Source organism: Tepidamorphus sp. 3E244, assembly GCF_046159835.1.
GTDB lineage: Bacteria > Pseudomonadota > Alphaproteobacteria > Rhizobiales > Tepidamorphaceae > JACKJK01.
This window is the reverse complement of sequence record NZ_JBJXCY010000002.1, coordinates 981,355-1,001,027: the sequence shown is the minus strand read 5'-3', so window position 1 is coordinate 1,001,027 and position 19,673 is coordinate 981,355. Positions and strand designations below refer to the sequence as shown.

Genomic DNA, 19,673 nt, shown 5'->3' with positions numbered 1-19,673 from the left:
CGGTAGTTTTCCGGCAAGTCGCGCAACGGACCGCAGGAATGGAGAACAGGCGCTACCTTGAAACGATGGCCGCAAACCGGCGTGCACGGCACGCCCGGGTGCTGACGCATCGTCTCAAGCGCAACGTGAAAATCCGCATGCGCAAACCGCGCCAGGAAGACCCGAAAATCGCCGTGCGCGCCTTTGCGGCACTGGCGGTGGTCTGCGCGATCTACGGAATCGGCTTCGTCGCGATGCAGTGATCGCGCCTGCCGGATGTCCGGACGAATTTTCCTAAAGGACAGGCCTAGCGCGTCGGGATCGGTGTCTCGCCGCGATAGTCGTAGAAGCCGCGCTGCGTCTTGCGGCCAAGCCAGCCGGCCTCGACATATTTCACCAGCAGCGGGCAGGGGCGATACTTGCTGTCGGCCAGCCCGTCATAGAGCACCTGCATGATCGACAGGCAGGTATCCAGACCGATGAAATCGGCCAGCTGAAGCGGGCCCATCGGGTGGTTGGCGCCGAGCTTCATGGCGTTGTCGATGGCTTCCACCGAGCCGACACCTTCATACAACGTGTAGACGGCCTCGTTGATCATCGGCAGCAGGATGCGGTTGACGATGAAGGCGGGGAAATCCTCGGCCACCGTCGCGGTCTTGCCGAGCTTGTCGACAAACACCTTGGCGGCGTCGAAGGTCTCGTCCTCGGTCGCGATGCCGCGCACCAGTTCCACCAGCTGCATCAGCGGAACCGGGTTCATGAAGTGGATGCCGAGGAAGCGCTCGGGCCGGTCCGTGATGGAGGCCAGCCGCGTGATGGAGATCGAGGACGTGTTGGTCGCCAGGATCGCCTCGGGGCGAAGCAGCGGGCACAGCTGCTTGAAGATCGTGCGCTTGATCTCCTCGTTCTCGACAGCGGACTCGATAACGAGGTCCATCTCCGACAGGTCGGAGAGGGTTTCGGCAGGCTGGATGCGCTCGAGGGCTGCCTTGCGATCGTCCTCGGAGATCAGCTCGCGGGAAACCTGGCGCGCCATGTTGCCGTTGATCGTGGCGAGCCCGGCGTTGATCTGGTCCGGTGTCTGGTCGTTCAGCAGGACGTCGAAACCCGACAATGCGCAGGCATGCGCGATCCCGTTGCCCATCTGCCCGGCGCCGATGACGCCGATCTTGCGAATTTCTACCATGGTCCTGCTATCCGCTGTCCGGCCTGAACCGGGTCAGTATCCCCTGCTTTCGAGTTCCTTGGCCAGTTCGGGCAGCGCCTCGAAGAGGTCCGCCACGAGGCCGTAGTCGGCAACCTGGAAGATCGGTGCTTCCTCGTCCTTGTTGATCGCGACGATCACCTTGGAATCCTTCATGCCGGCGAGGTGCTGGATCGCACCGGAGATGCCCGCGGCGATGTAGAGTTCCGGGGCGACGACCTTGCCGGTCTGCCCGACCTGGTAATCGTTCGACATGTAGCCGGCGTCGACCGCGGCGCGGCTGGCGCCGATGGCAGCGCCCAGCTTGTCGGCGATCGGCTCGATATACTTGCCGAAGGCTTCGTTGGAGCCAAGTCCGCGACCGCCGGACACGACGATGCGGGCTGAGGCCAGTTCCGGGCGGTCCGACTTGGTCAGCTCTTCGCTGACGAAGGTCGACAGGCCGCTGTCTGCCGGGGCATCGACATCCTCAATGGAAGCACTGCCGCCTTCACCGGCTGCCGGGAAGGCCGTGGCGCGCACGGTGACGACCTTCTTGGCGTCATTCGACTTCACCGTCTGGATCGCGTTGCCGGCATAGGTCGGCCGCTCGAAGGTGTCGCCGGATTCAACGGCGGTGACATCGGAAATCTGCATCACATCAAGCAGGGCCGCGACGCGCGGCATCACGTTCTTGCCCGACGTGGTCGCCGGGGCGACGATGGCGTCATAGTCGCCGGCCAGCGAGACGACCAGGTCGGCCAGCGGCTCGGCAAGGCGATGGGCATAGTGCTCGCCGGTGGCGACGAGAACCTTCGCGACGCCTTCCAGCTTGGCGGCTTCCTCGGCGGCGGACTTTGGGTCCGCGCCGGCCACCAGCACGTGAATGTCGCCACCCATCTTCGCGGCGGCGGATACGGTCTTGGCGGTGGCGTCGTTCAGCGCACCGCCGGCATGTTCGGCAACCAGCAGGGTCGTCATCAGATCACTCCCGCTTCGTTCTTGAGCTTGTCGACGAGTTCGGACACCGATTCCACCTTCACGCCGGCTTCGCGTGCGGGCGGCTCGACGGTCTTCACGACCGAAAGGCGCGGCGAGACATCGACGCCGTAATCGTCCGGCGTCTTCTCGTCGATCGGCTTCTTCTTCGCCTTCATGATGTTGGGCAGGGACGCGTAGCGCGGCTCGTTGAGGCGCAGGTCCGTCGTCACGATTGCCGGCATCTTCAGTTCGATGGACTGCAGGCCGCCGTCGATCTCGCGGGTCACGGCGAGCTTGTCGCCCTGGACCTCGATCTTGGAGGCAAACGTGCCCTGCGCGCGGCCAAGCAGGGCCGCCAGCATCTGGCCGGTCTGGTTGGCGTCGTCGTCGATCGCCTGCTTGCCGAGGATCACGAGGCCGGGATCTTCCGCCTCGACGACACCCTTCAGCAATTTGGCGACGGCGAGCGGCTCGACCGTGTCATCGACCTTGATGAGGATGCCGCGGTCGGCACCCATGGCCAGCGCCGTGCGAATGGTTTCCTGCGCCTGGGCCGGTCCGATTGACACGGCGATGATTTCTGTCGCGACGCCCTTTTCCTTCAGGCGGATCGCCTCTTCGACGGCAATTTCGTCGAAGGGGTTCATGGACATCTTCACGTTGGCGAGGTCGACACCAGAACCGTCCGCCTTGACGCGGATCTTCACGTTGTAGTCGACGACCCGTTTGACCGGGACGAGTACTTTCATGGCTGGCCTTCTAGCTCCCGAACAAGGGCAGTCGTGCACTGCAACAAGATCGGCCACCGGCAGGCCCGGCGGCATATGTGAGGCGGGACCGTAGTCGCGCGGTCAAACCCTTGTCAACGTAAGCCTTCGGGTATTCACCGCACCAGTCCGCGGTCGAACAGGGGAACACCGGGGCGGCGCATCAAAACGACGAGGATCATCCCGGCTGCCGCACCGCCCACATGGGCCCAGAAGGCGACCTGCTCATCCAGTGTGAAGGCGATGGAGACGAACTGCAGCACGATCCAGCCACCGAGAACATAAAGCGCGGGGATGCGCAGCGGCAGGCGGCCAAGGAACAGGATCCACACCTTCACACGCGGATGCAGCACCAGGTAGGCGCCGATGATGCCGGCGACCGCGCCGCTCGCGCCGACGAGCGGGGATTCCGACGCCGGCATGACGAGCAGGTGCGCATAGGCACCAGCAATGCCGCAGAGCAGGTAGAAGATCAGGAAGCGGGCATGACCCATCGCGTCTTCCACGTTGTCGCCGAAGACCCAGAGAAACAGCATGTTGGAGATCAGGTGCATCCAGCCGCCGTGCAGGAACTGGTAAGTGATCAGCGTCATGGCGTCAGGCGCGGCGAGGAAGCCGGGGGGCAGCTCGGCCACGTCGTTGTAGAGCGCCGGTGTCATGCCGAAACCGTAGGCGGCGGCCTCCATGGCGTTGAACACCATGCCGGACTGGAAGACGAGAAAGACGAGGAAGTTGGTCGCGATCAGGCCGACCGTCACGTACTGGAAGGGCAGGTGGCGGAGCGGGTTCGTGTCACTGAGCGGAATGAACATGCGCGCTTGAAGACCGTTTCGAAGAGGGCACTCGCGGCGCGCCCGAAAGCGCGAGCCGCATCTGTCTTAATCGCGCTGCGACAGAATGTCACCGCATTGCAGCACGAAGCGCGGTTGGGCAGCCATCAGCGGTTGGCGCCCGGCACCCAGAGCACGTCACCGCCGGCGGACAGGTTGGCCCAGCGGGCGGCCACGAAGAGCAGGTCGGAGAGGCGGTTGATGTATTGCAGCGCGGCTGCGCTCACGTGCTCGCCCTCGGCGACGGCCAACTGCGTCATCTGGCGCTCGGCGCGCCGCGCGATGGTGCGGGCGAGGTGAAGGTGGGCTGCGGCAGGTGACCCGCCGGGCAGCACGAAGGACTTGAGCGGCTCGAGATCGGCGTTGAGCGTGTCGATCTCGGTCTCGATGCGCTTCACCTGAGCATCGACGATGCGCAGCGGTTCGTATCCGAGGTCGCGGCCGGTATCCGGCGTGCAGAGGTCGGCACCAAGGTCGAACAGGTCGTTCTGGATGCGCCCGAGGATCGCATCCAGCGTCGACTGGCCCGTGTCGCTGGAGGTCGAGAGCCGCGCCATGCCGATGGCCGCGTTGGCCTCATCCACCGTGCCGTAGGAGGCAACGCGCAGGTCGTACTTGCGGCGGCGCTGGCCGTCGCCAAGCCCCGTCGAGCCGTCGTCGCCAGTGCGGGTGTAGATCTTGTTGAGCTTGACCATGTGTGGTTCCGGCGGGTTTTGGGCGTTCAGCCCTTGGCGAAGTAGAGCGCAGCCATGGCGATGACGATCGCCACGAATTGCAGGCCGACGCGCCAGCGCATCAGGCTCTGGGAGCGGTTGGCACTGCCGCCGCGCATCATGTTCCACAATCCCGCCAGCAGCACGAGCGCAACGGCGACGAGCGCGACGGGAAGCACGATATCGGACAAGACGTTCATTCTCTCGGTGGTCCTTGCAAGGAGGCGGGCTTGCAGCGCGCATCGCTGCCACCCGGCCTGACGATCACGGGTTCACATAGCGCGTTGCACCGCGCAACACGACCCGAACCCTGCGCGCCACGGCGCCGCAGGGGCGACTCAGGTTTCGGCATCCGACAGCCGGCGCAGAAGCGCAAGGAAGGTGCGCGAGGGCAGGATGCGCTTGAGAAAGGAGAGGCCGTGCGTCGGCAATGTCACTTTGTATCGGACCTTCGGATTGCGGCTGTCGAGTGCGTGGACGAGCTTGTCCAGCACCGCTTCCGGGCCCAGCTTGAAACGGGATTTCGAGCCGCCGCTGTTCAGGAATTCCAGACGCCGGCGGTATTTCACGGCGAAGACCGACTCCTCGATGGCGACATTGTTGCGGAACGCGTCGGTCGCGTTCTTGGTGAAGTTCGTGCCGATGGGGCCGGGGTCGATGAGGCTGACGTGGATGCCGGCATCGTGCAGTTCCAGCCGCAACGTCTCCGAATAACCCTCCAGCGCGTATTTCGAGGCGGTGTAGGGGCCGCGATACTTCATGGCGATGAAGCCGAGCACCGAGCCGCAATTGACGATTCGGCCCGACCCTTGCGCCCGCATGATGGGAATCACCCGGCGGGTCAGGTCGTGCCAGCCGAGGAAGTTGGTTTCCATCTGCAGCCGCATGACCTCGGGCGTGATGTCCTCCAGCGCGCCGGGCTGGCCATAGGCACCGTTGTTGAACAGCGCATCGAGCCGCCCGCCGGTTGCCTGAAGCACCTCGGCAAGGCCGGTCCCGATGCTGTCGGCGTCGGTGTAGTCGATGCGAACGGCTTCCAGCCCTTCGCCGCAAAGGCGCGCCACGTCCTCGGCCTTGCGGGCGGCGGCGAACACGCGCCAGCCCCGCGCCTTCAGGCCATGCGCGCAGGCATGGCCGATGCCCGTGGAGCAGCCGGTTATGAGGATGGATCGGGAGGGGGACGAGGTGGTCGCGGTGTCTGTCATCGGCGGTTGCGTACTCCGGGGCCGGTTCGGCCACAAGTGGCGGTTTCACAATTTGCGCGCGAAGGCTTGCCACCCGCGTCCCTGCTGGTACCCTCCCGGTGCGTCAACTGCCCGTTGGAGGATACGCATGATATCCCTTGCCCGCACGTTCGCTCACGAGTTCCCCGAAAAGCTTCGGTTCGGCGTGCTTCTCGCCATGCTGACGACGATCTTCATCGTCTTGCAGCCGCGCATCGCGCCGGCCCAGACCCAAGGCGCGGCCGCGCCGAGCGACGAGGCCTTGTCGGAGGAACTGGCCGAGGCCGAGTTCGATCCGTTCCGCGAATCCATTCTTGCCGTGCTGGCCCAGCGCAATGAAGGCGGCGGGCAGGACAGGCACTTGCCCGTGCTGGCAGAATATTATTCCGACCCTTCCAACCCGGCCCTGTGGGTGGACGGGTCCGCCGCCAGCCAGAAGGCGGTGACTATGGTCGAGATCCTGCGCACGGCAAATCTCGATGTGCTGGACCCCGACGACTACAACGCCGGCACGCTCGGCAACCTGCTGAACGCGGAGCTGGTGCCCGACCTCGCCAACCTCGAGGTCGGCCTGTCGACAGCGCTGCTCGACTATACCCGCCACCTGGCGGCAGGGCGCATCGAGCCGGCCAAGATCAACGCCGAACTTGCGATCTTCCCCGAGGTTCCCGACCCGATGAAGGTTCTCACCGGCGTTCGCGATGCCAACGACATCGTTGCCTATGCAACGCTCGGCTTCGAGCCGAAGACCGCGCAATACGCGCGGCTTCGCTCCGCGCTCGCGGTTTTCCGCCAGCTTGCCGCCGTCGGCGGCTGGCCGATGGTGCCGGAAGGCGAGACGCTGAAGGAAGGCATGCTCGACCCGGTCCGCGTTCCGGTGCTGCGCAAGCGGCTGGAAGTGGCCGGTTTCCTCGCGCCCGGCGCCCATAGTGGCGACACGTTCAACGGGGCGCTGATGGAGGCCCTCAAGGTCTTCCAGGAACGTCACGGGCTGGAAATCGACGGGGCCGTCGGGCCCAACACGCTGGCCGAACTGAACGTCACCGTGGACGAGCGCGTTCGCCAGATCGAGCTCAACATGGAACGCCGCCGCTGGATGCAGGACAAGCCCGGCGACTTTTATGTCTTCGTCAATCTCGCCGACCAGTTCCTGAAGGTCGTGGAATTGCAGGGCGACCGGGAAAAGACGATCCACACCGCGCTGACCGTCGTCGGCAAGAAGTATCACCGCACGCCGGTCTTCTCGGAGATGATGAAGTACATCGTCATCAACCCGAGCTGGAACGTGCCCTTTTCCATCGCGACGCAGGAATACCTGCCCAAGCTGAAAAAGGACCCGGGCGTGCTGGACAAGCAGAACATCCGGCTGCTGTCCGACGGGCGCGACGTGAATCCCTACGCGATCAACTGGGCCTCGATCACGCCCAAGACGTTCCGCTGGCAACTCCAGCAGCGGCCGGGCAACAACAATGCGCTTGGCCAGATCAAGTTCATGTTCCCCAACCGCTTCAACGTCTACATCCACGACACGCCGTCCAAGGGCCTGTTCAGCCAAGCCTCGCGCGTGTTCTCGCATGGCTGCGTGCGCGTGCAGAACCCGTTCGACCTGGCAGACGTGCTGCTCGGCCGGCAGGGCATGAGCAAGTCGCAGATCGACGCCATCAAGGCGAAGGGCGTGGAGCGCATCGTGCGTCTCAAGGAGCCGATCCCCGTGCACATCAACTACCTCACCGCATGGGTGAACAAGGACGGCACGGTGCACTTCCGCCGCGACGTCTACGGCCGTGACGAGACGCTCGACAAGGCGCTGCAAGCTGCCCGCCAGCGCGCCAGCTAGGCCGGCGTCTCAACCAAGACACGCCTCCGGCGCATGGGCCCCTTGCGCCGGACGGCTTGACGAAACCGGTGCTAATGCGGTTTGCCGGCGTATGACGCCGGGCAGGTCCGGTGCGCAACCGGACCGGTTTCGATGAGCTCATGGATCACCAGCTTTGAAGGCACGCCGGCGGCGGAAACTCTGGCCTTCGTGCTGGTGCTGCTGTCTGCCGCCTCGCACGCGGTGTTCGGCATCATCTTCAAGGGCGGCATCGACACCTACATCAACCGTGGCGCGATCAACGTCTGCTACAGCCTGATCGTCCTGCCCTTCGCACTCTTCGTCCTGCCCTGGCCGAGCCACGAGATGTGGATCGTGCTGAGCTGGAGCTTTCTCGCGCACATGATCTACGAGCTGCTGCAGGCACGCGCCTATTCCATGGGCGCGTTCACGCTGGTCTACCCGGTGGCGCGCGGCACGGGCCCGATCGCGACGGCGCTTCTCGCGTTCGTCGCCTTTTCCGAGCACCTCACGCTGCTGCAATGGCTCGCGCTGTTTGCGCTGTCGGGGGCGATCTTCTCGCTCGCCTTCGTGAATCTCAGGGACATGCGCGCCGACGCGGCCGCCTCGCGCGGCATGACGGCGGCGCTGATCGCTGCGGTCGCGACCGGTGCCATGTCGGCGGTCTTCATGAACATCGACGCGCTGGGCACCCGCATGGGCGAGGACCCGCTGACATTCGTTGCGTGGTTCTTCGTGCTGGGGATGTTCTCAACACCGATCTTCGCACTGGCACGCTGGCGCTACCGGGCGCGCAACGGCTTGCCGCTGCCGACCTTGAAGGCACTCGCCATTCGCGGGTTCCTCGGCGCGGTCGTCGCACTGACGACATTCGGCGCGATGATGGTCGCCACAAGGCTGGCCAAGCTTGGCGAGATCGTCGCGCTGCGCGAGACGTCCATCGCGTTTGCCGCGATCCTCGGGGTGCTGTTCTTCGGCGAACGGCTCAACGGCGCGCGCATCGTGCTCATCGCGCTGATCGCCGCGAGTGCGATGGCGGTCCAGTTGGCGGGCTGAGGGTCAGTCCAGCAGGCGGCGGGCGATGACCTGAGCCTGGATCTCGGCGGCACCTTCGAAGATGTTGAGGATGCGTGCGTCGCACAGGACCCGGCTCACCGGGTATTCCAGCGCAAAGCCGTTGCCCCCGTGGATCTGCAGCGCGTTGTCGGCATTGGCCCAGGCGACGCGGGCGCCCAGCAGCTTCGCCATGCCGGCTTCGAGGTCGCAGCGGCGGCCCTCGTCCTTCTCGCGGGCGGAGAAGTAGGTCAGCTGGCGCGCCGCCATGATCTCTGCGGCCATCATGGCCAGCTTGTCGGAAATGCGCGGGAAGGCGACGATCGCCTTGCCGAACTGGGTGCGCTCGGTCGCGTAGCGCATGCCGAGGTCCAGCGCTGCCTGCGCAACGCCGATGGCGCGGGCCGCCGTCTGGATGCGGGCGCTCTCGAAGGTCTGCATCAGCTGCTTGAAGCCCTGGCCTTCTTCCTCGCCGAGCAGGTTTGAGGCGGGAACCTCGAACCCGTCGAAGGAGATGTCGAACTCCTTCATGCCGCGATAACCGAGAACCTCGATCTCGCCGCCGGTCATGCCGTCGGCGGGGAAGGGATTGTCGTCATCACCGCGCGGTTTTTCGGCCAGAAACATGGAGAGGCCGCGATAGCCTTTCTCGTCCGGGTTGGTGCGCGCCAGCACCGTCATCAGGTCGGCGCGCACCGGATGGGTGATCCAGGTCTTCTGGCCGGTCAGCCTGTAGGTGTCGCCCTCGCGCACGGCGCGCGTCTTGAGCGAGGCAAGGTCGGAGCCGGTGTTCGGCTCGGTGAAGACCGCTGTCGGGATGATCTCGCCGGACGCGATGCGCGGCAGGTAGTCGTTCTTCTGCGCATCGGTGCCGCCGCCGAGGATGAGTTCGGCGGCAATCTCGGAGCGGGTGCCCAGCGAGCCGACGCCGATATAGGCGCGCGACAGTTCCTCGGAGACGACGCACATCGCTTCCTTGCCGAGGCCAAGCCCGCCGAATTCTTCCGGGATCGTCAGCCCGAAGACGCCAAGCTCCGACATCTTCTCGATGATCTCCATCGGGATGTAGGCATTGGCGAGGTGCCACTCGTGGGCGTGCGGGGTGACTTCCTGATCGCCGAAGCGGCGCATCTCGGTGCGGATCTGCTCCATCATCTCGTCGACGCCGGCATCGCCAACGGTCGAGGAGCCGTCCTGCTGCGTCATCCGCTCGACGAGGGCGGCGCGGGTATCTGGTGTGTTGCGGGTGGCGATCAGTTCCTTCACGGCGTCGGTGAGGAAGGCGGCACGCTCGGCTTCGCCGAGGCCCAAGTCCTCCAGCCGCACGATCTCTACCTGGCTCATGGGGATGCCGCCGGCGATCTGTGCCGCGTACTCGGCAGCGGCGATCCCGGTCACGAGGTCTTCCGTCTCGCCGAAGCGGCCTTCTCCCGACATGCGCTCGCCGTAGTCGGCAAGCTGGCGCAGGGCGTTTTCGTAGGTTGCGAACCAGGCGAGGCCATGGGTCGCGCGCTGGTGGCGCTCCAGAAGCTCCGGCGACAGCTTGCCGTCCGCGCTCACCATGGCGCGCACGCTCACCTTCGCGGCGGCGACGAGATCATGCGCAGCATCGGCGGCTGCCTTGATGAGGTCCGGGGTCGCGGCGGTGAAATCGGTGTTTTCGGCAAGGCTCATGGTCTGCTCCAATCCTGATTGGAGACGACTCTAGCGCTTATTGTGCAGTGCGCAATGCGCCTTTTTGTGCAGGTTTTGACCGGTCAGGCGCGCTGGGCGACCGCGAGGCCCGCAAGCGTCACCAGCCCGCCGGTGATCTGCAGCGGGGTGAGCGTTTCGCCGAAGATCAGCCACGCCTGAAGCGATGCGATGGCCGGAACCAGGAACATCAGCGATGCCGCCTTGGTGACGGCCCCGCGCCGCAGGAAGTGGATGTAGAGCGAGAACGCGCCCACCGAGAGCACGATGACGGCCCAGCCCATGGCCGCGAGATAGACCGGGTGGGTGACGAGCCGCACGGTCTCGAAGGCAAACATCACCGGCAGGACGATGAGCGTGCCGCCGACATACTGGTAGACGTTGGCGACCTGCAGATCGACCTTGGAGACGTAGAGCCGCTGGTAGAAGCCGCCAAAGACGAGCCCGGTCAGCCCGAACAGCGAAATTGCGATGGGCAGCAGCGTGAAGCCGGTCTCGCCAAGCTTGGGCGAGAGCGTCAGCGCGACGCCCGCGAGGCTGATGCACAGGCCGAGCCACTGGCGCGGGACCACCCGTTCGCCCAGCAGCGGTCCGGCCAGCACGGCGGTGAAGATCGGCGCGGTGGACTGGATGAGGGATGCGACGCCCACCGGCATGCCGATGTTGATCGCCGAGAACACCGAGCCGAGATAGACGCCGTGGAGCAGGGCACCGGCGACGAGATTGTTGGCGGCAGCCCGCCTGCCAACCGCCATGCTGCGCCCGGTGACGATGACGATGATCGCGAAGAAGAGCGCAGCCAGCGCGAAGCGCAGCGCGACAAAGGTCAGCGGCTCGCCGAAGGGGGCCTGCGCGCGCGCCACGATGAATCCTGTCGACCAGATCAGGATGAACAGCAGGCCGAGCGCCGCGGGCGGGGCGGCTGTGGTGGAGGGTTCGGCGATGGCTGGCGGGTCCTTGCGCATCACCCGCCTTAGCACGAAGCCTGCCGGAACGCTGCGCATGACAGGTCTGCAAAAGGAAAGGGCGCGCCCGCTTGCGGGCACGCCCTTTTCAACGTCATTCCGACATTTGCCGGACTAGAGGGCAGAGGCGCCGTTGGGCTCGTTTTCATCGCGCTTGAGGCGATGGGAGGCCCGCTCGATCAGCGCATTGAGCCGGTTGAGCGCGGATTCGTAGGCCGCGTCGCTGGACTCGGTTTCGCCGGACGGTGCGGCCGCGTCGTAGTCCTCTTCCGGTGCCAGAGCGACCGGGGCGGGTTCCGGAGCCGGTGCGGGCTTGGCCGCCTCGCGGGCATGGTTCGGGCGCGGCGCGGAACCTTGTTCCTCGCCGGTGATCGACAGGGCCGCGGCCACGGCGGCCGCCGCCGATTCCTCGGAGCCGAAAACATCGGCATCCTGATCGGTGTCGCTGCCGTCGGCATCGGTCGCCGCATCGGTATCCCCGTCGAGTTCCTCATCGGGGATCAGGTCGGATGCGGCAGACGTCGCGGCAGGCTTGGCGGTTTCCTGCGAGGCGGTATCGGCGAGGTCGCCTTCCGCGCCGATCAGCACGTCGTCGCCAATCTCCTGCGTCTCGTCGGTGTCCTCGACATTGACGGCCAGCACGTCACCGGAGACGTCGGGCAGGGACTCAACGTCCACAACCTCGGACTCCTCGTCGGCCATGGCCTGCGAAGTCGCTGCCGGATCGTCGCCAGCCTGCGCCGCGAAGACATCCGCGCCGGACGTGTCGTCCTCTTCGGCGTCATCGCTCGCAGCGCCGTCATCATCCGCTTCGGCGGTGACGTCAGGTGCATGGGTCGCCTCGGGCACGCTCTCGTCGGCCCGGGAGAGGGTCGTCGCCGCGCCACCGGCTGTCGCGGCTATTGGCGGTGGCTCTGCGTCCGGCTCGGGAGGTGCAGCTTCGGTGTCGTCGTCGGACTCGTCGTCCTTTTCGGGGCTGCCGGCTTCCGGGGTTTCGGGCGGCGCCATCGGCGTGTCGCCGGGATCGAGACGCGCGAGCATCTGGTCCAGTTCCATCAGGACCTTGAAGTCCGAATTCTGCGTGAGTTTGCGATAGGCTGCAGCCCTCAGATTGCGCAGCTGGTCAATCAGTTCGCTCATGATCCGCGTCTCCTCGTGTTCGCGGTACGCCAATACGCAACGCCGCAGCCTTGCGGGGGTTGCCCTCCAGCGCACCGGGCCTTGGAACCGGGAACATAAGGTTCCCTTGCCCGACGACGACCCCGCAAGGCCGTCGTCAGGGTGATTGCATGGCTGCAATGGACACGAGAACGGACGGAAGCGGGGGCCGATACCGCAAAAACCGCGCTATCGGGTTAACCTTCCGTTTACCTTAGCCAAGGTGGCCAGCCGCGCCAAGGCGCGCGGTCCGGCCAAGCGTGTTTGTGGTTAACGCCGTTACGTCAATCGGGGGGCTGGAAAAGCTCAGCCCTGGCTTGCCTCGATCACGTCGTCGAGGGTCTTCAGGCCGGTCACCGGCGCGCTCACCAGAACCGCCATGTTGCCGGGCGCATGCTGGTTCTTCCACATCATGGTGTGAGCCTTGGGGATCTGGTCCCAGGGGAAGACTTCCGACATGCACGGGTCGACGCGCCGGTCGATGACGAACTGGTTGGCCTCGCTCGCCTGCTTGAGGTGGGCGAAGTGCGAGCCCTGAATGCGCTTCTGGCGCATCCACACGTAGCGGGCGTCGAAGGTGATGTTGAAGCCGGTGGTGCCGGCGCAGAAGACGACCATGCCGCCGCGCTTCACTACGAGGCAGGAGACCGGGAAGGTCGCTTCGCCGGGATGCTCGAAGACGAGATCGACGTCGTTGCCCTTGCCGGTGATGTCCCAGATCGCCTTGCCGAACTTGCGCGACTCCTTCAGCCAGTCGGCATATTCGGGGGTGTTGACCTTGGGCATCTGGCCCCAGCAATTGAAGTCCTTGCGGTTGATGACGCCGCGCGCACCAAGGCTCATCACGTAGTCGCGCTTGTCTTCATCCGAGATGACGCCGATCGCGTTGGCACCGGCCGCGGCGCACAGCTGCACGCCGAAGACACCCAGACCGCCGGATGCGCCCCAGATGAGGACGTTGTCGCCGGGCTTGAGGTGGTGCGGCGCGTGGCCGAACAGCATCCGGTAGGCGGTGGCCAGCGTCAGCGTGTAGCAGGCGGCTTCTTCCCAGGAGAGGTGCGGCGGCTTGGGCATCAGCTGCTGGGCCTGCACGCGGCAGAACTGCGAGAACGAGCCGTCCGGCGTCTCGTAACCCCAGATGCGCTGTGTGGAGGAGAACATCGGGTCGCCGCCGTTGCACTCCTCGTCGTCGCCGTCATCCTGGTTGCAGTGGATGACGACCTCGTCGCCGACCTTCCAGCGCTTCACCTTGGAGCCGACGGCCCACACGATGCCGGAGGCATCGGAGCCGGCGATATGATAGGGCACCTTGTGCACGTCGAAGACGGAAACCGGCTCGCCGAGCGAGGCCCAGATGCCGTTGTAGTTGACGCCGGCGGCCATCACGAGAACCAGCACTTCATGGCTGTCGAGTTCCCAGGTGGGCAGCACCTCGACCTGCATGGCATCAGCCGGCGGGCCGTGGCGCTCGCGGCGGATCGCCCAGGCGTACATGTTCTTCGGCACGTGGCCGAGCGGCGGGATTTCCCCCAGTTCGTAGAGGTCCTTGCGTTCGGCGGTCGGCTTGTCGTCCTGAACGGCGGCGGCTGTGGACATGGTCACGGCTCCACTGGAAAGAAGGGATCTGGCTCTTGCGGCCGGGCATTGGCGGCGATTATCGGAAATTCCGTTCGCCGCGCTATGCTACGAAGGCTTAATCGGCCTTCGTCGAAGCATGGCAACCTTCATTGTGCAGTGCAAACAAAAAACCCGGCGCGAACGCCGGGTTTTCTCGTCGTGGACGTTGATACGTCGGATCAGGCAGCGCGAACGCGCTCCAAGAAGCTCTGCACCTGCGCGGAGAGCATCTCGGACTGGCGCGACAGCTCGCCGGAGGCAGACAGCACCTGGTTGGCTGCTGCACCGGACTGGGCTGCGGCCTCGGTCACCAGGACGATGTTGCCGGTGACTTCCTGCGTGCTGGCGGCAGCGACCTGAATGCTGCTGGAGATCTCGTTCGTCGCCTGGGACTGCTCGTCCACCGCGACCGCGATCTGTGCGGCAATCGTGTTCAGGTCCTTGATCGTGCCGGCGACGGTCTGGATGGCCGACGTGGAGGTGTCGGTCGCCGACTGGATCGCCGAGATCTGCTCGGAAATCTCGACAGTCGCCTTGGCGGTCTGGGACGCGAGGTTCTTCACCTCGGCGGCGACGACCGCGAAGCCCTTGCCGGCTTCACCGGCACGTGCGGCCTCGATGGTGGCGTTCAGGGCCAGCAGGTTGGTCTGCTCGGCGATGTCCTGAATGAGGCCGACGATGGCGCCGATGCGCTCGGCGGCTTCGGACAGCGCGTTGACCTTCTCGACCGTCTGGTCGGCTTCGCGGGCTGCGAGGTCGGCCTTGTTGGCGCTTTCCTCTGCCTGGCGGCCGATCTCCTGAACGGAGCTCGACATCTCCTCGGCGGCACTGGCAACGGACTGGGCGTTGTCGGTGGCGCGTTCAGAGGCCGTGGCAACGGAGTTTGCCTGGTCGGTGAGGCCCTCGGCGGTACCGGCCATGGACTGCGAAGCAGCTTCCAGCTCGGTTGCGGCGCTGGAGACCTGCTGGATGATGGAGCCGACGGATGCCTCGAAGGAATTCGCCAGTTCGGCCATCATCGCGGCCTTTTCCGCCTCGCGGTCGGCGTCGACCTTTGCCTGCTCGCGCTCGAGGCGCAGCTTCTCGCGGGCATTCTCCTGGAACACTGCGATGGAGCCGGCCATTTCGCCAACCTCGTCGCGACGACCGATGCCGAACACCTCGGTCTCCAGGTCGCCCTCGGCGATCTGGTGGGCGTTGCGGGCGATCTGCGAGATCGGACGCGAGACGAGAATGTTGTTCAGCAGGCCGAGCAGGGCGGCGAAACCGACGATGGCGACGGTCGCGACCATGGTGACCCACTTCATGAAGGTCAGCTGGGACTGCTGGTCGGCAGCAACGCCGGCCTGCGCGTTGGCAAGCTGGTCGTGCAGGGCCTTGAACTGGTCGACGATGCGGTTGGCAATCGCGGTGCCTTCGCCGCCGACCTCGATGACGCGGGCCATGTCGACGGTCTGCGGGTCACGCATCAGCATGATCTGGCGATCCGCGAAATCCTTCGACCAGGTCTGCCAGTCGGCTTCGATCACGTTGATCTGCTCGATCGGCGTCTCGCTGACCGCTGCATCTTCACGAAGCTTGTTGAACAGCTCGGCCGTCTTTTCCTGCTGCTGGTCCATGCCGGCGACCCAGGTGCGGTCACCGGTGAGCAGGAAGCTCTTCATGTCGCTGATCTGCTGCAGGACGGAGAGTTCCGCATTGGTTGCCGACTGCGTGGTGGCGCCCAGTGCGTTGTTGTGTGCTGTCTCGTTCGCAACCTGGGTGGAGGCGAAGAAGACGATTGCGTTGGCCACGATGGAAATCGCGGCAAGGGTCGCAAAAGCGAGAATACCCTTCAGGGTGACTGACATGTTGCGAAGCATCAGAAGGCATCCTGCGGCTGCGAGCCGAAGCGACGCTGCGCTTCGGTCAGGTTGATCTCGACAGTGGCGGCGCCGATCTTCTTGGAGCCGGACTTGTCATAGACGGGGATGTTGAGCTGGGCGCGCCAGATCTTGAATTCCTCGTCCCATTCCGCCTCGTCGATGAAGGCTTCCATGCCACCTTCGGGGAAGGTCTTCTGGAACTTGGCTTCGTCGCCCTGCCAGAAGTCGCCGGTCACGGCGGACTGGCCAACGTTCAGGCCCTTGTCGTCCATGACGATGATCTCGAAGAACATGCCCAGCGAACGGCCCTGAACGCGGTTCAGATAGACCGACAGCGGGTTCGACAGCGTGGCTGCGATCAGCGGCTTGTCGTCCGCCTCGCGCTCGGCGCGCCACTGCTTGTCCAGCGCATCGACCTCGTCCTGCGAGATCGCGGCATATCGCCGGTTCTGCGCAACGATGGATTCGCGCACGACGTCCGTGTCGATCCAGCTGCGTACGGACTCGATCAAGTCCTTGGAAATGACCTTTTCGGGGTTCGGCTGGGGCGACTGCGCAAAAGCAGTCGAGCAGCCAAGAAATGCGGACAAGCTGATCGCCGCCACAGCACAGAACTTTTTCCCTAGCATTCTGACCTCGGGTTCCTTGGGTGTCGAATGCCTCTAATTGCGGCAAAAATGTAAAATATGACGTTAATGCGAATGATACGCTGCGTAAGAATCCGGCATCGGCTCTTGATCTGGGCACGGCTTGTGAAACGGGTCGGCGGCTGCTTAGAGGTTCGGCTTTACTGTTCCGCAATCGCTGTGCGCTAGGCTTGCGGCACGTTGACCAGCACCGGAAACGACCGTGCCGTATCTCGATCTCGTCTTTCTCGATGAAACCCCGACCCAGTATTTCGTCCTCCTCGCCGCCCTCGCCATGGTCAGCGGATATGCGCTCGACTGGGCGCTGGAACACTGGGGGTTCGGAATTTTCCTCAATGTGATGGTTCTGGAAATTGGCGGCTTGAGCGGGCTTTTTGCTGCCGAAAAGGCGGGCTTTTATTTCTGGGACGAGGGTTTGCCGGTCATTCTCACCGCTATCGCCGGCGCGTTCACGATGTTCATCATCCTGGCTTCGCTCAAAAACAAGCTCTTGCCTTGAACCGTATCTTGTCTGCTAAGGAAGGCAGACAAAGATAAAAACGATGGGCAGGAACGCTTCCGTGGCATTTCGTGACATTCCATCCCGGCTGAGAGTGACCGGGCTGTTCTGGCTTGTGGAACTCGTCGTGGCGATCGGCGGCGTCGGGTTCGGAGCGATGGTTCTCTCGCAGGATGCCATCTTCGGCACCTTCGTGCTCGCGACAGCCGGATTTCTCATGGCAACGTCGTTTGCCTTCCTGTCGGACATCCGGTTCCGCCTGTCATCAAGCGAGCCGACGATCGAAGTCAGCGAGGCGGGGTTCCTCGACCGGCGGCTGACGCGCGAGCCGATCCCGTGGGACCAGATTCTTGCCATTCCCTATTACTGGTACCGGCAGCGGTCACTTGCGGTGATCCTGAAGGAAGACAGCACCACGGTGGTGGACCCGATCTTCGCGCTGAAGTTCCAGGAATGGCTCGGCAAACTCCTCAACATGCCCGGCTACCCGGTCATCATCGCGGGCAACGAGGGGACGGTGGATTCCATCGAAGCCGCCATCCGGCGTCATGCGCCGCAACTGGTTCGCCCTCCGCAACAGTAAGCCTGAACCATCGTTGATGTTGCGCTGCAGCGCGGAATTCGTCTTGATAAGGGGAATTTCGGACATGCTGCGGGACATCAGATGAGCAACGACCAGACGACGCGGGACAAGCCGTGGATCTTCCGCACCTATGCGGGGCACTCCACGGCCAGGGATTCCAACGCGCTCTACCGGGCCAATCTCGCCCGCGGGCAGACCGGGCTGTCTGTCGCCTTCGACCTGCCGACACAGACCGGCTACGATTCCGATTCACCGCTGGCGCGTGGCGAAGTCGGCAAGGTCGGCGTGCCGATTTCCCATATCGGCGACATGCGGGCGCTGTTCGACGGCATCCCGCTCGACACCATGAACACCTCGATGACGATCAACGCGACGGCAGCGTGGCTGCTGGCGCTCTATGTGGCGACCGCCGACGAGCAGGGCGCCGACCGCAAGGCGCTCTCGGGCACGACCCAGAACGACATCATCAAGGAGTACCTGTCGCGCGGGACTTACGTCTTCCCGCCGGTGCCCTCGATGAAGCTGACGACGGACACGATCGGCTGGACCTACCGGGAATTGCCCAGGTGGAACCCGATGAACGTGTGCTCCTACCACCTGCAGGAAGCGGGCGCGACGCCGGTGCAGGAGCTGGCCTTCGCGCTGGCCAATGCCATCGCGATCCTCGATGCGGTGAAGGCCGGGGGCGGCGTGCCGGATGAAGATTTCCCCACCGTGGTCGGGCGCATCTCGTTCTTCGTCAATTCCGGCATCCGCTTCATCACCGAGATTGCGAAGATGCGGGCCTTCGTCGACATGTGGGACGAGATCACGCAATCGCGCTACGGCGTCGAGGACCCGAAGTTCCGACGCTTCCGCTACGGGGTGCAGGTGAACTCGCTGGGGCTGACCGAGCAGCAGCCGGAAAACAACGTCTACCGCATCCTGATCGAAATGCTCGGCGTGGTGCTGTCGAAGGATGCGCGCGCCCGCGCGGTGCAGCTTCCGGCCTGGAACGAGGCACTCGGGCTGCCGCGACCGTGGGACCAGCAATGGTCGCTGCGCATGCAGCAGATCGTCGCCTACGAAACCGACCTGCTGGAATATGGCGACATCTTCGCAGGCTCCACCGAGATGAACCGCAAGGTGGAAGCGCTGAAGGAAGAAGCGCGCGCCGAGCTTGCCCGCATCGACGACATGGGCGGGGCGCTGGCGGCCATTGACAACAGCTACATGAAACGGGCGCTCGTTGAATCCAACACGCGCCGGCTTGAATCCATCGAGCGCGGTGAGCTCAAGGTCATCGGCGTGAATGCCTATACCGACAGCGAACCGTCACCTCTGGCGACCGGCGAGGGCACCATCCAGACCGTGCCGGAGCATGTCGAGCGCGAGCAGATCGAGCGGCTCAACGCGTGGCGCGCTGACCGGGACAACGAGGCGGTCCAGTCCGCGCTGGCCGAGTTGCGCTCTGCCGCGCAGGAGGGGCGCAACGTGATGGAGCCGTCGATTGCGTGCGCCAAGGCCGGCGTGACAACGGGCGAGTGGGGCGAGACGCTGCGCGAGGTCTATGGCCAGTACCGCGCGCCAACCGGCGTGGGGCGTTCGGCGCGCGCCGATACCGATGGTCTCGACGAGGTACAGGCCTCGGTCGACGCGGTGTCGGGCAAGATCGGTCGTCGCATCAAGATCCTCGTCGGAAAGCCGGGTCTTGACGGGCATTCGAACGGCGCGGAGCAGATTGCTGTGCGCGCCCGCGATGCCGGCATGGAGGTCGTCTACGAGGGCATCCGCCTGACGCCGGCCGAAATCGTCAACGCGGCGCTGGAGGAAAGCGTCCACGTTGTCGGCCTGTCGATCCTGTCGGGCAGTCACGTGCCACTGGTGCGCGACGTGATGGAGCGCATGCGCGCCTCCGGAATCGACGACGTGCCGGTGGTCGTTGGCGGGATCATCCCCGCGGAGGACGAGAAGGCGCTGAAGGCAATGGGGGTCGCGGCGGTCTACACGCCGAAGGATTTCCAGCTCAACGCGATCATGGCCGACATCGTGCGCATCGTCGAAGCGGGAAGCGAAAAGGCGGCCTGAGGACAGGCCGCCTT

The 19,673-nt window shown here is 64.8% G+C and carries 19 protein-coding genes; 6 read left to right on the top strand and 13 right to left on the bottom strand.

Going from position 1 to position 19,673, the window contains the following annotated elements; all coding sequences use genetic code 11:
* Positions 1-38: 38 nt before the first annotated feature.
* Positions 39-242, top strand: a complete 204-nt coding sequence (locus ACKTEK_RS13460) for a hypothetical protein (protein WP_409165807.1) — start codon at positions 39-41, stop codon at positions 240-242.
* Between the two features lie 44 nt (positions 243-286).
* On the opposite strand, the gene ACKTEK_RS13455 is transcribed toward ACKTEK_RS13460, so the two are convergent.
* The 7 genes from ACKTEK_RS13455 to ACKTEK_RS13425 form a co-directional block, all read right to left on the bottom strand.
* Positions 287-1,165, bottom strand: a complete 879-nt coding sequence (locus ACKTEK_RS13455; protein ID WP_409165806.1) for a 3-hydroxybutyryl-CoA dehydrogenase — start codon at positions 1,163-1,165, stop codon at positions 287-289.
* A gap of 33 nt (positions 1,166-1,198) precedes the next feature.
* Positions 1,199-2,143, bottom strand: coding sequence for an electron transfer flavoprotein subunit alpha/FixB family protein (locus ACKTEK_RS13450; RefSeq protein ID WP_409165805.1), 945 nt, complete (start codon positions 2,141-2,143; stop codon positions 1,199-1,201).
* Positions 2,143-2,892, bottom strand: coding sequence for an electron transfer flavoprotein subunit beta/FixA family protein (locus tag ACKTEK_RS13445; RefSeq protein ID WP_409165804.1), 750 nt, complete (start codon positions 2,890-2,892; stop codon positions 2,143-2,145). The genes ACKTEK_RS13450 and ACKTEK_RS13445 overlap by 1 nt, the downstream gene beginning before the upstream one ends.
* Positions 2,893-3,026: 134 nt before the next feature.
* Positions 3,027-3,722 (bottom strand): rhomboid family intramembrane serine protease, encoded by a 696-nt coding sequence (locus ACKTEK_RS13440; protein ID WP_409165803.1) that lies wholly within the window; start codon positions 3,720-3,722, stop codon positions 3,027-3,029.
* 125 nt (positions 3,723-3,847) lie between these two features.
* Positions 3,848-4,435 (bottom strand): cob(I)yrinic acid a,c-diamide adenosyltransferase, encoded by a 588-nt coding sequence (locus ACKTEK_RS13435; protein WP_409165802.1) that lies wholly within the window; start codon positions 4,433-4,435, stop codon positions 3,848-3,850.
* Positions 4,436-4,461: 26 nt separating this feature from the next.
* Positions 4,462-4,653, bottom strand: a complete 192-nt coding sequence (locus ACKTEK_RS13430) for a twin transmembrane helix small protein (RefSeq protein WP_409165801.1) — start codon at positions 4,651-4,653, stop codon at positions 4,462-4,464.
* 138 nt (positions 4,654-4,791) lie between these two features.
* Complete coding sequence (locus ACKTEK_RS13425; RefSeq protein ID WP_409165800.1) at positions 4,792-5,658, bottom strand: SDR family oxidoreductase; 867 nt, start codon at positions 5,656-5,658, stop codon at positions 4,792-4,794.
* 127 nt (positions 5,659-5,785) lie between these two features.
* On the opposite strand from ACKTEK_RS13425, the gene ACKTEK_RS13420 reads away from it, so the two are divergent.
* Complete coding sequence (locus ACKTEK_RS13420) at positions 5,786-7,513, top strand: murein L,D-transpeptidase (protein WP_409165799.1); 1,728 nt, start codon at positions 5,786-5,788, stop codon at positions 7,511-7,513.
* Positions 7,514-7,645: 132 nt separating this feature from the next.
* Complete coding sequence (locus ACKTEK_RS13415; protein ID WP_409165798.1) at positions 7,646-8,569, top strand: EamA family transporter; 924 nt, start codon at positions 7,646-7,648, stop codon at positions 8,567-8,569.
* Between the two features lie 3 nt (positions 8,570-8,572).
* On the opposite strand, the gene ACKTEK_RS13410 is transcribed toward ACKTEK_RS13415, so the two are convergent.
* The 6 genes from ACKTEK_RS13410 to ACKTEK_RS13385 form a co-directional block, all read right to left on the bottom strand.
* Positions 8,573-10,240 carry an acyl-CoA dehydrogenase family protein gene (locus ACKTEK_RS13410; protein ID WP_409165797.1) on the bottom strand — a complete coding sequence of 556 codons (1,668 nt, stop codon included), beginning with the start codon at positions 10,238-10,240 and terminating at the stop codon, positions 8,573-8,575.
* Positions 10,241-10,323: 83 nt separating this feature from the next.
* Positions 10,324-11,262: a DMT family transporter gene (locus ACKTEK_RS13405; RefSeq protein ID WP_409165796.1), complete on the bottom strand. Its 939-nt coding sequence runs from the start codon at positions 11,260-11,262 to the stop codon at positions 10,324-10,326.
* Positions 11,263-11,337: 75 nt separating this feature from the next.
* Positions 11,338-12,363 carry a hypothetical protein gene (locus ACKTEK_RS13400; RefSeq protein ID WP_409165795.1) on the bottom strand — a complete coding sequence of 342 codons (1,026 nt, stop codon included), beginning with the start codon at positions 12,361-12,363 and terminating at the stop codon, positions 11,338-11,340.
* A 324-nt stretch (positions 12,364-12,687) separates the two neighbouring features.
* The gene (gene ccrA, locus ACKTEK_RS13395) at positions 12,688-13,977 is read right to left on the bottom strand and encodes a crotonyl-CoA carboxylase/reductase (protein WP_409165794.1); all 1,290 of its coding nucleotides are present in this window, start codon (positions 13,975-13,977) and stop codon (positions 12,688-12,690) included.
* Between the two features lie 200 nt (positions 13,978-14,177).
* Positions 14,178-15,860 (bottom strand): methyl-accepting chemotaxis protein, encoded by a 1,683-nt coding sequence (locus ACKTEK_RS13390; protein WP_409165793.1) that lies wholly within the window; start codon positions 15,858-15,860, stop codon positions 14,178-14,180.
* Entirely contained in the window at positions 15,860-16,453 is a 594-nt protein-coding gene (locus tag ACKTEK_RS13385; protein WP_409165792.1) for a hypothetical protein, read from the bottom strand. Before ACKTEK_RS13385 ends, ACKTEK_RS13390 begins: the two co-directional genes overlap by 1 nt.
* 259 nt (positions 16,454-16,712) lie before the next feature.
* Here ACKTEK_RS13385 and ACKTEK_RS13380 point away from each other — a divergent pair, with 259 nt between their 5' ends.
* From ACKTEK_RS13380 to ACKTEK_RS13370, 3 genes are all read left to right on the top strand, one after another.
* Positions 16,713-17,009, top strand: a complete 297-nt coding sequence (locus ACKTEK_RS13380) for a hypothetical protein (protein ID WP_409165791.1) — start codon at positions 16,713-16,715, stop codon at positions 17,007-17,009.
* Between the two features lie 61 nt (positions 17,010-17,070).
* A complete protein-coding gene (locus ACKTEK_RS13375) occupies positions 17,071-17,592 on the top strand; it encodes a hypothetical protein (RefSeq protein ID WP_409165790.1) in 522 nt (173 codons plus the stop codon).
* 81 nt (positions 17,593-17,673) lie between these two features.
* Positions 17,674-19,659: a methylmalonyl-CoA mutase family protein gene (locus ACKTEK_RS13370; protein ID WP_409165789.1), complete on the top strand. Its 1,986-nt coding sequence runs from the start codon at positions 17,674-17,676 to the stop codon at positions 19,657-19,659.
* Positions 19,660-19,673 lie beyond the last annotated feature (14 nt).